General features: G+C 40.9%; 11 protein-coding genes. 10 read left to right on the forward strand and 1 reads right to left on the reverse strand.

All coding sequences use genetic code 11. The features are described 5' to 3' along the window. Positions 1–14 precede the first annotated feature (14 nt). The 7 genes from NC996_RS12465 to NC996_RS12495 all read left to right on the forward strand — a co-directional run bounded on the left by NC996_RS12465 (position 15) and on the right by NC996_RS12495 (position 9,954). Positions 15–3,158 carry a DUF87 domain-containing protein gene (locus NC996_RS12465; protein ID WP_190690543.1) on the forward strand — a complete coding sequence of 1,048 codons (3,144 nt, stop codon included), beginning with the start codon at positions 15–17 and terminating at the stop codon, positions 3,156–3,158. Between the two features lie 66 nt (positions 3,159–3,224). Then, positions 3,225–3,782 carry a hypothetical protein gene (locus tag NC996_RS12470; protein WP_190690544.1) on the forward strand — a complete coding sequence of 186 codons (558 nt, stop codon included), beginning with the start codon at positions 3,225–3,227 and terminating at the stop codon, positions 3,780–3,782. A gap of 42 nt (positions 3,783–3,824) precedes the next feature. Beyond that, positions 3,825–4,964 (forward strand): EndoU domain-containing protein, encoded by a 1,140-nt coding sequence (locus NC996_RS12475; RefSeq protein ID WP_190690546.1) that lies wholly within the window; start codon positions 3,825–3,827, stop codon positions 4,962–4,964. A 57-nt stretch (positions 4,965–5,021) separates the two neighbouring features. After that, positions 5,022–5,396, forward strand: coding sequence for a HEAT repeat domain-containing protein (locus NC996_RS12480; RefSeq protein WP_190690548.1), 375 nt, complete (start codon positions 5,022–5,024; stop codon positions 5,394–5,396). A gap of 74 nt (positions 5,397–5,470) precedes the next feature. Continuing rightward, positions 5,471–7,405 carry a hypothetical protein gene (locus NC996_RS12485; RefSeq protein ID WP_190690550.1) on the forward strand — a complete coding sequence of 645 codons (1,935 nt, stop codon included), beginning with the start codon at positions 5,471–5,473 and terminating at the stop codon, positions 7,403–7,405. A 25-nt stretch (positions 7,406–7,430) separates the two neighbouring features. Further along, positions 7,431–8,945, forward strand: coding sequence for an Hsp70 family protein (locus tag NC996_RS12490; RefSeq protein ID WP_190690552.1), 1,515 nt, complete (start codon positions 7,431–7,433; stop codon positions 8,943–8,945). 454 nt (positions 8,946–9,399) lie between these two features. Beyond that, the gene (locus NC996_RS12495) at positions 9,400–9,954 is read left to right on the forward strand and encodes a recombinase family protein (protein ID WP_190690554.1); all 555 of its coding nucleotides are present in this window, start codon (positions 9,400–9,402) and stop codon (positions 9,952–9,954) included. 41 nt (positions 9,955–9,995) lie between these two features. Here the strand turns inward: NC996_RS12495 and NC996_RS12500 are convergent, their stop codons facing one another. Then, the gene (locus tag NC996_RS12500) at positions 9,996–10,922 is read right to left on the reverse strand and encodes a leucine-rich repeat domain-containing protein (RefSeq protein WP_199303394.1); all 927 of its coding nucleotides are present in this window, start codon (positions 10,920–10,922) and stop codon (positions 9,996–9,998) included. A 646-nt stretch (positions 10,923–11,568) separates the two neighbouring features. Here NC996_RS12500 and NC996_RS12505 point away from each other — a divergent pair. From NC996_RS12505 to NC996_RS12515, 3 genes are all read left to right on the forward strand, one after another. After that, positions 11,569–12,204, forward strand: coding sequence for an AAA family ATPase (locus NC996_RS12505; protein WP_348259996.1), 636 nt, complete (start codon positions 11,569–11,571; stop codon positions 12,202–12,204). Further along, positions 12,201–12,509, forward strand: a complete 309-nt coding sequence (locus NC996_RS12510) for a ribbon-helix-helix domain-containing protein (RefSeq protein WP_190690645.1) — start codon at positions 12,201–12,203, stop codon at positions 12,507–12,509. Before NC996_RS12505 ends, NC996_RS12510 begins: the two co-directional genes overlap by 4 nt. 156 nt (positions 12,510–12,665) lie before the next feature. Continuing rightward, positions 12,666–13,061: a nuclear transport factor 2 family protein gene (locus NC996_RS12515; RefSeq protein ID WP_190690644.1), complete on the forward strand. Its 396-nt coding sequence runs from the start codon at positions 12,666–12,668 to the stop codon at positions 13,059–13,061. Positions 13,062–13,233: the final 172 nt, after the last annotated feature.

Raw genomic sequence — 13,233 nt, forward strand, 5'->3', positions numbered from 1 at the left:
CGGTCAAAGACTCTATGGCAAGCCTAATCTATCGAGTTACTCATTTACCTGATTTAGAAAAGACTGAATACCATGCTCGGTATGGAGCTGATCCTGCATCTCGACTTTTTGAGATGCAGGACAATTTTTTACATACGCTCCACACTATTGCCAAACAATATCCACTGGTATGTAGCTTAATCTATAGTTTTGATCCTAATGAGCCTAATCAAGACAGTAGACTACAGATATTTGTTCGAGTCAACTTTCTGGTGGAGTTGAACTCAGAGTATTTAGATAAGGTAAGAAATGTTTTTAGAGGCTCATTTTGGCAAGACTTTTATGCACTTGAAGAAGTTTTTGAGGCTAATAGCCTCGATACAATGAACTTTAGCTGGGTCAAACATATTAGCTTTGCTGTAAAGAAAGAGGAAAAGGTTTTACCAACTGTTCGTCGTGACAAAAGTCCTTCCCACTACTACCTAGTACAGCCTTTCAATCCGAAAGACAATGTTGACAGGGTTAGCTTGTGTTCAAAAATAGAAGCCTATAAGAGCAGGGTTTTCATAGAAGTCACCATTCAGCCGACTACACTTTCTTCAATAGAACAATCGGCTCTTGAGAATTTGCTAAGAGTTCTTAGCGACCAAGCTTCTTATGAAGTTGAGACATCACCTCTTACGGGTAAAGTTAAAGAACAACCAATTGACCCAGTTGCGGAAAGAACGCTACGTCTGTTTGAAGATTTAAGGGAAGCAATCCAAAGTCAACAACTTTATGAAACGTCAATTAAAGTCTTAGCAGAAGATCAATTTATTTCTAGCCTTTTGCTAAATGAGTTTTGGGTGGAATCTAGCGACACCCCTTTGTATCGAGAGATCGGATTTGGGTGCGGGGAAAGCCTCTTTGATGAAGCACTAAAATCTGTACAAGACGGAAGGCTATTTCCTAAAGCTATTTGGGCAGAGTACTGGGAAAGTCTTCCAGAAAATAGCCCCCTTCTAAAACTACAGAGACTACATCGATTAATGACTGTCGAGGAGGTGAGTGCTTGCTTTCGGGTCGTAGTACCTGATCCTGTTGTAGTTTTCAATGGCATTGCAAAGGAGACTGATCTGAGAGCTAGTAATGAGAAGGCTAATATTCTGCTTGGTTGGCAGTCTGGTAAATCCGAGAACAAGGCATTAGTTCCTCTAAACAACCTAAATAAACACGTTTTTATATGTGGTGTCCCTGGTTCTGGTAAGACAACTGCTGTACTAAATATCCTCTTTCAATTGTGGACAGAGCATAATATTCCATTTCTGGTAATTGAGCCAGCAAAGACAGAATACCGTTCTATGCTTAAGTGCACCTATAGTGAATCGGCTTTGCATAAGGATAAAGATTCAACAACGCAGTCTTATATAGAGGCTCGTAATGTTCCTGCTGCGATCGATAAAATCCAAGCAGATCTTCAAATCTTTAGCTTGGGTAATGAACGGGTCTGTCCTTTCAGATTCAACCCCTTTGCTTTCTATGGAAAAACAACACTAGATGAACATATATCAACGCTTGAAGCTTGCTTCAAAGGAGCAATGCCACTTTTTGGACCTCTGCCAGCTCTGCTAGCAGAAGCAATCGAGCAAGTCTACGCCACTTTTGGTTGGCAACCGCAAGATACATCCGATTATGGACTCAGCCAAAATCGAGAGTTTCCGAATATGCAGGATCTCTATGAGGCTGTTACCGCTATTTTAGAAACTAAGCAGTATTCCTCGGATATCATGGGCGATATCAAAACTGCTCTTGAGGTCAGAATTGGTGGTTTACTTCGACGTAGTGTTGGCAGCATGCTGAACACTCGTCAATCAGTGCCAGATATTGCTCAGTTGCTGCAACAGCCAGTTATCCTAGAAATGGATTCTCTTAATGAGGAGCAGGCAAATTTGATGACAATGTTCATTCTGGCAACTCTAAGGGAATATACTCGCGTAACTCGTAAATCTGGAAGTTCTCTAAAACATATTGTCGTGATTGAGGAAGCGCATAATATTGTTGGTACAGATGCCAACCATCAGGGAGAAGAAGGTGCTTCCAATCCCAAGGCAGAAGCGACAAAATATATTGTGCGGATGCTGGCTGAGATGCGAGCTTTAGGGCAAGGAATTATAATTGCCGATCAACTTCCTAGTGCCGTATCTCCAGAAGTAGTTAAAAACACTAATGTTAAGTTAGCCCATAGAACTGTCTCCGGCGATGATCGAGAAATTCTTCAGCAGTCTATGCTACTCACTAGTACACAATCTGAAGAGTTAGCACGAGCTAACCCTGGAGATGCTTATCTCTTCATGGAAGGGACTTATAAGCCAGTAAGAATTAAAGAGCCTAATACCAAGTTGATTTATGGGATTGAGGAGCCTCCTTCGAACGAGGAACTAGTTGAGTGTATAGAGCACAAAGCCTTTTATCAAAATTCACTTGCCACAAAACACTCCCTGTTTCAGCAAAAATTTGAACAAAAACACAGAATTGTTAAAGCACAGTTCGATTTACTAATCGAGAGTTTCTCAAAGACTATTCAAGCGGGGAAATCTTTAATAGAAGTACCTTTAGCTCAGCAAACAAACTTAGAAAAACTTTATATTGTAGCAAGCAATCTGCAAGAGTTTATTCAAGGTATCTCTGAGCTATTAACATCAGTACAAACAGACATTGATAAAATTTGGAATTCTAGTCGTCAAGAAGGAATATTTGATGCTTTGAAAGCAGATATTGAAATACAATCTTGTAGAGAAAAGCTTGAATACTGCCAGCAAGCACTAATGGATTTACAAGAACAGTGTTACGAGAAATTAGAGAAAGTTAAGCATCAGGTCAGTAGTATTCATTATGTTGAAAAACTTCAAAACAGCTTCACTAAAGTCAAAGAACTTTTTGAGCTTTATTTTCAAAAATCTAGTGAAGTTCTCACCCTAATTGAGCAAACTAAGTCTGCGGATGAGGTGCAGGCATCATATCAAGAAGTACAGCAGGTAAGAGAAATTTTTGACGCTAGGCTAGACGAATTTGATCAGTTGGATTCAGAAGAAAATCTTCTCTTATCGAGCAGATTAAATACCGCGATCGAAAGTATGGTTAACCAGATCAATGAGATCGAAGAAAAGATACATTCATCGTATCGAGTGAAATATTCCTGATCCATATTCTTAAATCGTTTAAGGCTATAGACAAACAGTTCAATCAAGGTAATTAGGAGGAAAAATATGGCTGACAAGAAGCAGTCAGATATCAAGGCTAAAAAGCAATCGGATATCAAGAAGGAGTTAATCAAGGAGAAAAAGGAAGGAGAAACTGCCAGTAAGAAAGCTTCAGACTTAGCAAAGCTGGCTGAAAAAACAGAATCCATACTTGAAAATATTCAAGGAGAAGCAACTAGCGAGACTGCCCAGGTAATGGAATCTGCTGCTGCTGCTTTCCAGGCAGGTATTGAAAAAAGATATCTTGAAGCTGAACAGAAATCTGAATCAGTCAATGAAAGTTTAGAGGATAAGCAGCAGAAATTTGATGAAGGCGTGATAGCTGATCAAGCCGATATAAGCAGTCTGAGTAAACTTAAAACTGAAGCAAAAAAGGCAGGTGTCAGTGTTGAGAATATTGCAGCCGCCGAGAAAGCAAAGCAAAAAGAAGTTAAATTTTTAACTACTGAATCTACGTCTGTGGAAACTTCTCAGAAGGAGATAGAGAAGAATTTGAAGGATGCCAAAGCTCGGCGAAAGTCTACTCGGTCTACTTATCAGTCTAAGAACACATTAGGTAGCTAAACACGAGTGAATACTGTGTATTAAGGTTGAGATAATTGGCTTATGACAACCAAGAAACGTAAAGAGATTGCTCAGGAGGTGAAGCAACTAGGGGCTGAAGGACAAGATGTTGTTCAGCAAGTAACTAACTTGGAGAATCTAGCAGAGTTGGCAATATCCACCTTTGAAGACCAAAGTGAGGGAGTTACAGCAGAAGCTATTCAGAGTACAAGTAAAGCAAATATTAGATTTCAGAGCACAGTTGAGAAGAAAGTTGATCAAAAAACTCAAGAAGGTGAGGAGATTTATGATGAGCTAAGTGTTAAGCAGGAGAATTTTGAACAAGCAATTGTTGCTGATAAAGCAGACATCTCTAAATTAAACACACTCAAAGAGCAAGCCAGTTCAGAAAAAATCAATAGCTCTGAAATTGATAAAGCAAAGGAATCCAAACAAGAAGAAATTGAATTTCTTCAGGGACAATCTCAAATTGTACAAGAGAATCAGAAAGGATTAAAAAGCAAAATTCTAAATTCTAAACGCAGAAGGCAAGCAGCACAAAGTAGTTATCATTCTAAGAATTCTTTGTATTCTTCTCAACAGGATCTGAAAACAAAGAATGAGAAATTATTTGATACCTATGATTCTTCTTATGATGGAAGTACGGATGTTGAGAAAACTGACGGTACGTATCAGGAAGAAAAAGAAGATACATTTAGTTTTGTACCAAACCAGTTTAACGAGATCTCAGACTCACCTGTACAGCTTCAGAGGTTAACTAAGTATCAATGGAAACAATCTCCAAATGATACTGTTGAACATATTCTTGTCGGAGATGCTGATGGTGGACAATTGACGGGTGGATTACATACACAAAAAGCCTTAGATAATTTTACTCAAGAATATGGATATACATACACAGTATTAAGAACTGACCCAACTACAGGAGTAACAGAAATAGAGTTGCCCATTAGTGCTATGAGGCCTAATCCCAATGGTAGTATCCCAGCAAACCGAAAAACTTTGTTTCCACCAAACTGGAGTGATGATTATATTCTTTCAGTAATTGAGCACATTGCCGAAACTGAGCCTATTCAACTTGATTTGTATAATCGTCAGTTTATTGAAGGGGTTTTTAATAACGTAAAAATTAAAATAGCAATTAGAAATGGAGAGATAGTAACTGCATTTCCAAAACTGTAGAAATTAGAGAGAATCACTCAAAAGTTAAATCTTATATAACCCAAAAAAGGAAGAAAGATGGAAAGTGAAGAAATTGTAAAATTCTTTGATTACATGAGTGATGTAGATGATCCCTATAGGGATCAAGATTTTGAGGATTTTATCCGTAATGCTGGTGCTGTTGGTATTAATGTTTTAATAGAAAATCTAAGGCTTAACCGATACTTAAAAGACAGTATATGGCTATGCCAGAAGTTAGAGTTAAAACAAGCAATTCCTCTCGTCAAGCCACATTTGGAATCAGCAGATGAAGCTGTAAGTATCGCTGCTGCTATAGCCTTGACAAAATTAGGAGATGAAGATGGTCTAACTAGACTAACTAAAATGTTTCACTCAGGGAAGATTCCTGAGAGCTGGTTATCTTTGTATGGGATTTCTCACCTCGTTAAGTAGAACATTAGGACGTACTTCTTATTCTTATAGAAGTATTTCAATAAATCTCCCGCAATTATGTATGGGTCAGATCTATGTTTTTTAATCAATTGTTCCATAAATACTATGAACAAGTTACAAATACTCTGTTGCCAGAGTACAAGAAGAAGATTGGCAAGTTTTATATTGGGAAGATCAAAGTAGATTTAGATATCATTGACAATTCAAACTTTGATCTAGCTAGACAAGAAGCTGAGATTTTAATTCAAAGTTGTCAAGCTCGTCATAGTATCACCTTTAAACCTTTGATTCTTCCAGAAGATCATTTAATGGAAAGAATCAAAGTAGAACTGGAATCTGAATGGGTAGGCTTCTTTAAAACCTTGAAAATCATGATTGACAATCATGATTTTTACAAGGCAATTGAGTCGTTGTTCAAGCGTTACTATGACGGAATCGTTAACTCAGTTGAGAAACTAGCACAAGATGTAAATCTAATCGCCGACGTTCAGGCTGCCTACACCGAAGCTTATAAATTGGGACAGTCTAAGGAAAAACTTGTTCAAAATATCATTTTTACATCTAATAAGTTTACGCATATATTTAATGTTTTTTACTCTTCTATTGACACTCTAAGAAATGCTATTGGGAACTACAATATGCAGACTCTAGCAAGCATCAAAGAATTAAAAGATAAACTTATTAACCAGGTTGAAGACTTAATCTCTCAAGAACAATCCATTCAGTCAGAATACGAAAAATTCTTTTTAGGATATCGCCTTCTCATTGCACAACGTATTGATCCAATCTGTGATACTCTTAAAACCTTTGCATTTAGAGGTCAACAACTACGCTCCGACTTTATTGATCATTTAGTTCGCCAGGAAAGCGATCGCCCAGATGAGTCTAGAAACCTTCAGCGAGATCTAGACGAGCGATTTGGACAGCTTCTCTCTGAATTAGAACAAATGCTAGCTGTAGAGAGAGCAGAAAAAGAAGCACGCCAAACAATCAGAAAATTAGGTGAATCTACAAGTTTTGCTTTTTTTCAAGAAGTAGCAGAAGAGACACAACAGTTAGCACTTCGTAAAATTGGAGATAGCATCCGGCAACTCACATCTCTGCCTGAGATGCTTCAGCAAATTCAATTAATTAGTCAATCTTATCAAGCCAAATTTCAAGAACTCTCAGCTTTAGAAGAAAGATACCTTGCCTTACGGCAGCAAGCAGTTAGTAAGATTACAGGAGTTACTAAATTTTCGATCAATAGCCTGAACCTAACTTCTGATAAGATTAAAAGCTTGTTTACTCCAGAGAGTTCCTATAAGCTGATATTTTCTAAATTCAGTAGCTACGACACTGACGCGAATCATGCCGCTTTAGAGCAGTTAGCCACTGATGGAACTTTTTTAAGTATTGGAGAACTTGGAGATCCAATACAAGAAGCGATTGAAAGTGATAGAAAACTATTACACAAAGAAGTAATTGCAGAACTGTCTCAACAAACCAGCAATCTTGGTGTAGGCAATATGGTTGGCTTCACCCCAGTGTTAGTTGATGAAGCCGAAAGATTTGATGTTCCAGCTTTTTTATTTTTTTGCGTAGATGCTGAGAAAACACGTCCAGAGATTGTTTGTCTGTTAGAAGTTACACAAGAAGGACGTTTAATCCATATAAAGAAGTTAATTGGTGTATTACCTTTATCCTCTCAAGTTTTGAATGATTTGCTGGAAAATTATAAATCAATATTTCGCTCACATTCTCGTGAAGTTACAGGTCTAATTTCAGACCAATTTTTAGCAAATAAACTGAAGCTCGACTTTCAAGGATATATAGCACAATCTATGGCTAGAGCGAAACAAGAGTTACGACGTGCTTATTTAGATGACTTAAAGCAGCACATTATAAATTCTACTGAAAATGACTCTTTCAATAAGCTTTTATTTGTCAAATCCGTAGACGATCTGATTCTTAGAACTCTGGATAATCTTCTAGGGTTTGGAAAATCAGATGAACCACAACTTTGGTAGTTAATTTCATCAACTTGGAGATGTTATGGGACACGTAATTGGAATTGACCTGGGTACAACTTATTCAGCGATAGCGTATGTTAATGCTGATGGCAAAAGTGAGATTATTCCTAACAGTGAAGGTGAACGAATAACTCCTTCTGTAGTTTTTTTTGAGGATTCTAATATTGTTGTTGGGAGCTATGCTAAATCTGTAGCAGTTTCTGAAGGTGAACGAGTAGTTCAATTTATAAAGCGCCGCATGGGAAGTGACTATCGTATTCGCCAGAACGATCGAGATTACACCCCAGAAGAAATCTCTGCTTTGATTCTGAAGAAACTCAAGCAAGATGCAGAATCATTTCTGAATACTACAATTCGCGATGTAGTAATCACTGTTCCAGCATATTTCGATGATAAGAGGCGAACCGCCACAAAAACGGCTGGGGAGATAGCTGGTCTGAATGTCCTTCGCATTATCAACGAGCCAACTGCATCTGCTCTTGAATTCTCTGCTAGTCGTGAAGTCCATAATAAAACAATTCTCGTTTATGACTTAGGTGGAGGGACTTTCGACATTACAATTATGAAAGTTAATGGAAAAGATGTTGATGTCATTGCTTCGGGTGGCGATCACGAGCTAGGTGGAAAAGATATAGATGATTGTCTCATCGGTCTTTTTCAAGAGGAGTTCAAGAAGGCTACTGGCTTTGATCCACTAAGTTCGATCGCTGGTCAGCAGGAGTTACGCAGTAAAGCTGAGGAAACAAAGCGAAAACTGTCTTCTAGTCCTAATGTACGAATTGCACTTAATGTAGAGGGGCGGTCAGCAACCTTTAAGGTTACTCAGAACCAGTTTGAGGAATTAATTGATGAAATTGTTCTCCGCACAGAGATGAACATTGAGCTGGTATTGGAAGAGGCTGGACTCGCGGCTCAAGATATTGATGATGTTTTACTAGTGGGAGGTTCTACACGAATTCCTTTGGTTGGCAAAATGCTATTGAGGCTTTTTGGAAAAGAGCCTTTGCGATCCGTCAATCCTGATGAAGTCGTTGCACAAGGAGCAGCAATTCTGGCAATTACACTCTCTACTGAAAGTGGGGAAGGTAGTCCATCACCTTCTAATACGGTACTTCCAACCATATCAGATGTTTGTGCTCATAGTTTAGGTGTGGTTATTGTAAACGACTTTGGCGTTGAAGAAAACTCAACTATTATTCCGAAGAATAGTAAGATTCCTTGCCAAGCATCCGAGGTATACGGAACTGCAAGTGACAATCAATCCTCTATCAATATTCGAATTGTCCAGGGAGATGCAAAAGATCCTGATGATTGTGTTTCTTTGGGAGAGGCGTATCTAGAAAACTTTCCCCCCTCACCGGCCGGATCTCCAGTCAGGATCATCTTTTTATACGATGAGAACGGTATTCTAGATGTGACTGGTGTGTTTGTTCAGACTGGGCAAACCGTAAAGACCAGAATTGAAGTTCAGGGAACTATGTCTTCTGATGCAGCACGTAGGAGTAGACAGGAACTTCAGTCTTTAAATGTGGAATGAGCTATGTTGTAAACTAACAATTCTCGTATGAGAATTGTACTAATTAAATTTCGTCTGCTGCAATGATTTTATGGCTCTTCAGTACTTATTATGCTAATTCAATAATTTAGGGCATTGGTCTTTTATCGAATGAGAAGCGAGAATCCTCACTGAGTCAAGAGTTCGTGCATTAAGATCGGATGCTGCCAGTATCCCATCACCATTACCGGAGTTATATTTTTCTCGTCTTAAGACACTGTTTTGAGCCTCATTCTGATCGGCGTGAACTTCACTGGCAGAAATGCTCGTTGTTGCCCTTGTGACCCTTCGATTTTATCACCGCTTCGGACCGTTTACGAGACACATTTCTGGGGTCGATACAACGTGCCTCAAACCCAGTATTACCGTGTCTCATAACTCGTCTTTTTATCTATGTCTCGTGAGACAATTAATAAATGAGTTATGAAACCTTTTAATGATTATTGGGTATTGCAGAGTTTCATCCAACGACCAAACATTGAATTTACAGAAGGACGCTCTTAAAAAAGCTGGGTGCGAAAAGATTTTTAGCGATACTGTTTCCGGTGCTAAGGAATCTAGACCAGGACTCGATCAATGTCTCGACCAGCTTCGCAAGGGCGACACTTTGGTTGTGTGGCGGCTGGATCGGCTTGGGCGCTCTCTTAAACATTTGCTAACACTGGTTGAAGACTTTAGCACTAGAGGGATTGGGTTTATCAGCCTGACCGAATCAATTGACACGACAACCAGTGGCGGCAAGTTAGTGTTTAGCATTTTTGGCGCGATCGCTGAATTTGAGCGGCAGATTATTCGAGAAAGAACGAACGCTGGATTAACCGCTGCTAGAGCTAGGGGTCGCAAGGGAGGTAGAAAAGAGAAACACTCTGACAAGAAAATTCTCACCGCGATCAAGTTAGCTGATGACAGCCCCGAAACGATTGAAGAAATTTGTCAGTCCCTCGGCATCTCGAAAGCAACGTATTATAGGCGTCGAATGAATCTCAAGTGAGGGTAGATTAGATTAGGCAAACTAAATTGCTACAGCTCTAGCTAAGTCTCCACAGCAAACGCTTCCGAGTCAACGTCCCAGTTTACCCAGCTAATCGCATCTCTAGCAGAAGTAAGGGTGGGTGGAACGCGCAGGACGTGAAGGTGTCCAGTGCTGGGGCAAGTCATTTTCAGCAGATGGATGGGTTCGACATCAACGTTTGCATCAATTTTGAGCAGGGTATATTCGCGCCAGGTATCTATCTCTTGCGCCGCCAATTCCCGACAAATGCGTTTGTAGCCAATCTGTTGAATTAACACTCGCCGGACTTCCGCATTAGGTTCTATTAGCAGCCATTTGGCTTGCCACTGATTCAGGTGCGTCCAATAGCGGCGAGGAAGCTCAATATCAAAACAATCAACTCTCAGTTCTGGATTGGGATGGTTGGCTAATACCGATAAATCTTGAATGGGATTGTCACTCAGATCGAGATATGGCAAGGAATGTAGTTGCCCAATCTCTGGCGGCAGGGATGTGAGCTGGTTGCCACTCAGATAGAGATTCGTCAAGGAATGTAGTTGCCCAATTTCTGGTGGCAGGGATGTGAGCTGGTTGAACCTCAAATCTAGCTCTCTCAAGGAATCCAGTTGCCCAATTTCTGGCGGCAGGGATGTCAGTTGGTTGCCACTCAGATAGAGATGTGTCAAAGAATGCAGTTGCCCAATTTCTGCTGGAAGGTTGGCGAGCTGGTTGAAGTTCAAATCGAGATATGCCAAAGAATGGAGTTGCCCAATTTCTGCTGGCAGGGATGCGAGGCGGTTGCCGCTCAGATAGAGTTCTCTCAAAGAATGGAGTTGCCCAATTTCTGCTGGCAGGGCTGCGAGCTGCTTGCCCCACAGATAGAGCTTTATTTTATCTAGGGAATTTAGAATCTGCTGTCGAACTAGGAAATTTAGAATCTGCTGTCGAACTGTTTGAATCTGGAACATAGCTTCATCCTTTGCCTAAGCGGCATTGGGTAGGCTCAATTGACTCGCCTACAACTGAAGCGGCGTTAACACTTAAGCATTTCGTGTCTCTATACACCTATCTGCGGCTCAATTCTAGCTAAGTCTTTACAGCGATCGCTTCCCAGAAAAATCTTACGGTTACAACTTTCATCAGCTAGCTAAAAATCGCTGCATCTGGGCTGACTCCTATTAAGTGCCGAAGAGCAAAGGAAGCGTCGCGTATCCGACACGGGTGAACTTAGGCTGATGGAAGTTAACTGACAAACCCAAGCGTGCCGAACTCTGCAAAATGTTACCTTGTAAGCTTCCGAAACGCGATTACTATTACTGCGGTACTTATCGGGGCTGAATAATCTCGTTTATTGTTCGGTCGGGCTTCCTTAATCAGCGGTTTGGGTTTTCATAGCAACTCCACCTAAAACAGTATTTGGTTGGGCGAATTCAGCAACAGTGAAACGCTATTGAATCCGTTAGTCACTGGCACTGACTCCACCGAAAAGAGTCCTTTTCGGTGGAGTCTAAGCCACTCATTCTGGCATACTGAATCTACGGGTTAAGCAAGTATTTACTTTAATTTATTAAGTTAAGTAATCAAGTTGAGTAATTGAGTTGAGTAACTAAGCCTATGTCTGTTATTGCCTTCTGCAACCAAAAGGGGGGCTGTGGAAAAACCACAGCGAGTGTCAGCTTCGCTGTCTGGTTACACCGAAAAAAGAAAACCGTCAGCTTTTTGGACGCAGATCCACAAGGCAGCGGTTCACTGTGGCTTTCTTCAATGCAACTTCCCATTCCTACGGTTAAGCTTTCAGATGCCAACGACTTAATTGAGCAAATCCCAGATTTATCAGAACAGACAGATTTTTTGGTCATTGACGGTGCGCCCAATACCAGTGAAAGCACTAGAGCGATTTTGTGCTTATCCGATATCTGCGTTACGCCGATTCAACCTACAGGTTTAGACCTGCACTCAGCTAGCGATGTACTTCGCTTAATTAAATCAGCTCAAAAAATTTCTGGGGGTCTACCTAAACCTGTCATTTTTCTCAATCGGGCATTTAAAGCAACTCGGCTCAAGAAAGAGGCATTGGATGTTCTGGACCAAATTCCTAACGTGATGCTGCTCAAAACAGTGATTCATCAAAAACAGGCAATTTCTGACTGCTTCTCTCAGGAGGCATCTATTTGGGAGGTCAGAGGGGCAGAAGCATCAGCCAAGGAATTTGAATCTTTGTTCAAGGAAATTTTGAAGTTACTCAAATGACTCCCAAGAAACCCCGAAAAACTTTGAATGCATCTGCTGACAAATTTATCTTTGGTGAACCAGAGCCTGAATCAGTAGATGAAAAACTGTCTTCTTCCCCACCCGTTCCAGAACCTGGAGGGCTGCTGGAAAAATTACAAAAAGAGGAGTCACCCAAAGAGCGACCCATTAGAGTTAGTCTAGATCTCTCGCCAGAAATGCACCGCCGTCTTACCAATCTTGCCAATCGCACTGGCAGAAAGAAATCTGAAGTGCTGCGAATTCTACTGGCTGAGGCTTTGGCAGAAGTTGAAGGGGGAGATTGAGTTGTGTCAATTGGAGCGGGGAAGATGCGTTGTTAAAGTACTGGGGTTAGCGATCGCTTCCAGATGGCAGTCTAACCCTCTTGTGTCAAACTGGGGCGAAAGCTTGATTTTTCGTGGGCTGTAAAGCCTTGCTGCATATACTTCACCACACCTCTTATGTCAGATAAATCTGCACCAGAAATTGAACTGATACGCGCGGCGTATGCTGCCTTCAACGCGCGAGATATTGATGCCGCCCTCGCCCTCATGACTCCCGATGTGGCTTGGTCGAAAGCGTTCAAAGGCGGTTTTGTTCGTGGGACTAAAGAAGTTCGCGCTTACTGGACGGAGCAGTGGAGCTTCATCAATCCACACGTCGAGCCGGTTTCCTTTTACCCGGAGGATGCTGGGCCGGTTTTGGTAAAGGTGCATCAGGTCGTGCGCGATCTTGCCGGAGCTGTGCTTGCCGATGAGCACGTTGGTCATCGTTATACCATTGAGCATGGCTTAATTCAAAAGATGGAAATCTGTCCACCTTCATTGTCGGGTCATGAGCCTAACAAGGCGCTATAACGAACGGCGGGGGGTAGTATCTGGCGCAAAAGAGGTCTAGCGCCTCTGACGCTGTCTCCTTATAAACTGCCACAATTTCCAAACCCGATAGTTGTGCGTAACTAACCAAGTCTCTTTCTTAGCGATCGCAACTTTGCTCATCCGTCGAAACGCGACAATAAATTGCGACCCG

The organism is Trichocoleus sp. ST-U2 (assembly GCF_039961875.1).
Taxonomy (GTDB): Bacteria; Cyanobacteriota; Cyanobacteriia; order Cyanobacteriales; family FACHB-T130; genus FACHB-T130.

What these genes read in the sequence shown, in the direction of transcription:
- NC996_RS12490 (WP_190690552.1), top strand. Translation starts at nt 7,431, where the DNA reads ATGGGACACGTAATTGGAATTGACCTGGGTACAACTTATTCAGCGATA.
- NC996_RS12505 (WP_348259996.1), top strand. Translation starts at nt 11,569, where the DNA reads ATGTCTGTTATTGCCTTCTGCAACCAAAAGGGGGGCTGTGGAAAAACC.
- NC996_RS12470 (WP_190690544.1), top strand. Translation starts at nt 3,225, where the DNA reads ATGGCTGACAAGAAGCAGTCAGATATCAAGGCTAAAAAGCAATCGGAT.
- NC996_RS12480 (WP_190690548.1), top strand. Translation starts at nt 5,022, where the DNA reads ATGGAAAGTGAAGAAATTGTAAAATTCTTTGATTACATGAGTGATGTA.
- NC996_RS12465 (WP_190690543.1), top strand. Translation starts at nt 15, where the DNA reads ATGGCAAGCCTAATCTATCGAGTTACTCATTTACCTGATTTAGAAAAG.
- NC996_RS12515 (WP_190690644.1), top strand. Translation starts at nt 12,666, where the DNA reads ATGTCAGATAAATCTGCACCAGAAATTGAACTGATACGCGCGGCGTAT.
- NC996_RS12500 (WP_199303394.1), bottom strand. Translation starts at nt 10,922, where the DNA reads ATGTTCCAGATTCAAACAGTTCGACAGCAGATTCTAAATTTCCTAGTT.
- NC996_RS12485 (WP_190690550.1), top strand. Translation starts at nt 5,471, where the DNA reads ATGTTTTTTAATCAATTGTTCCATAAATACTATGAACAAGTTACAAAT.
- NC996_RS12475 (WP_190690546.1), top strand. Translation starts at nt 3,825, where the DNA reads ATGACAACCAAGAAACGTAAAGAGATTGCTCAGGAGGTGAAGCAACTA.
- NC996_RS12510 (WP_190690645.1), top strand. Translation starts at nt 12,201, where the DNA reads ATGACTCCCAAGAAACCCCGAAAAACTTTGAATGCATCTGCTGACAAA.
- NC996_RS12495 (WP_190690554.1), top strand. Translation starts at nt 9,400, where the DNA reads ATGATTATTGGGTATTGCAGAGTTTCATCCAACGACCAAACATTGAAT.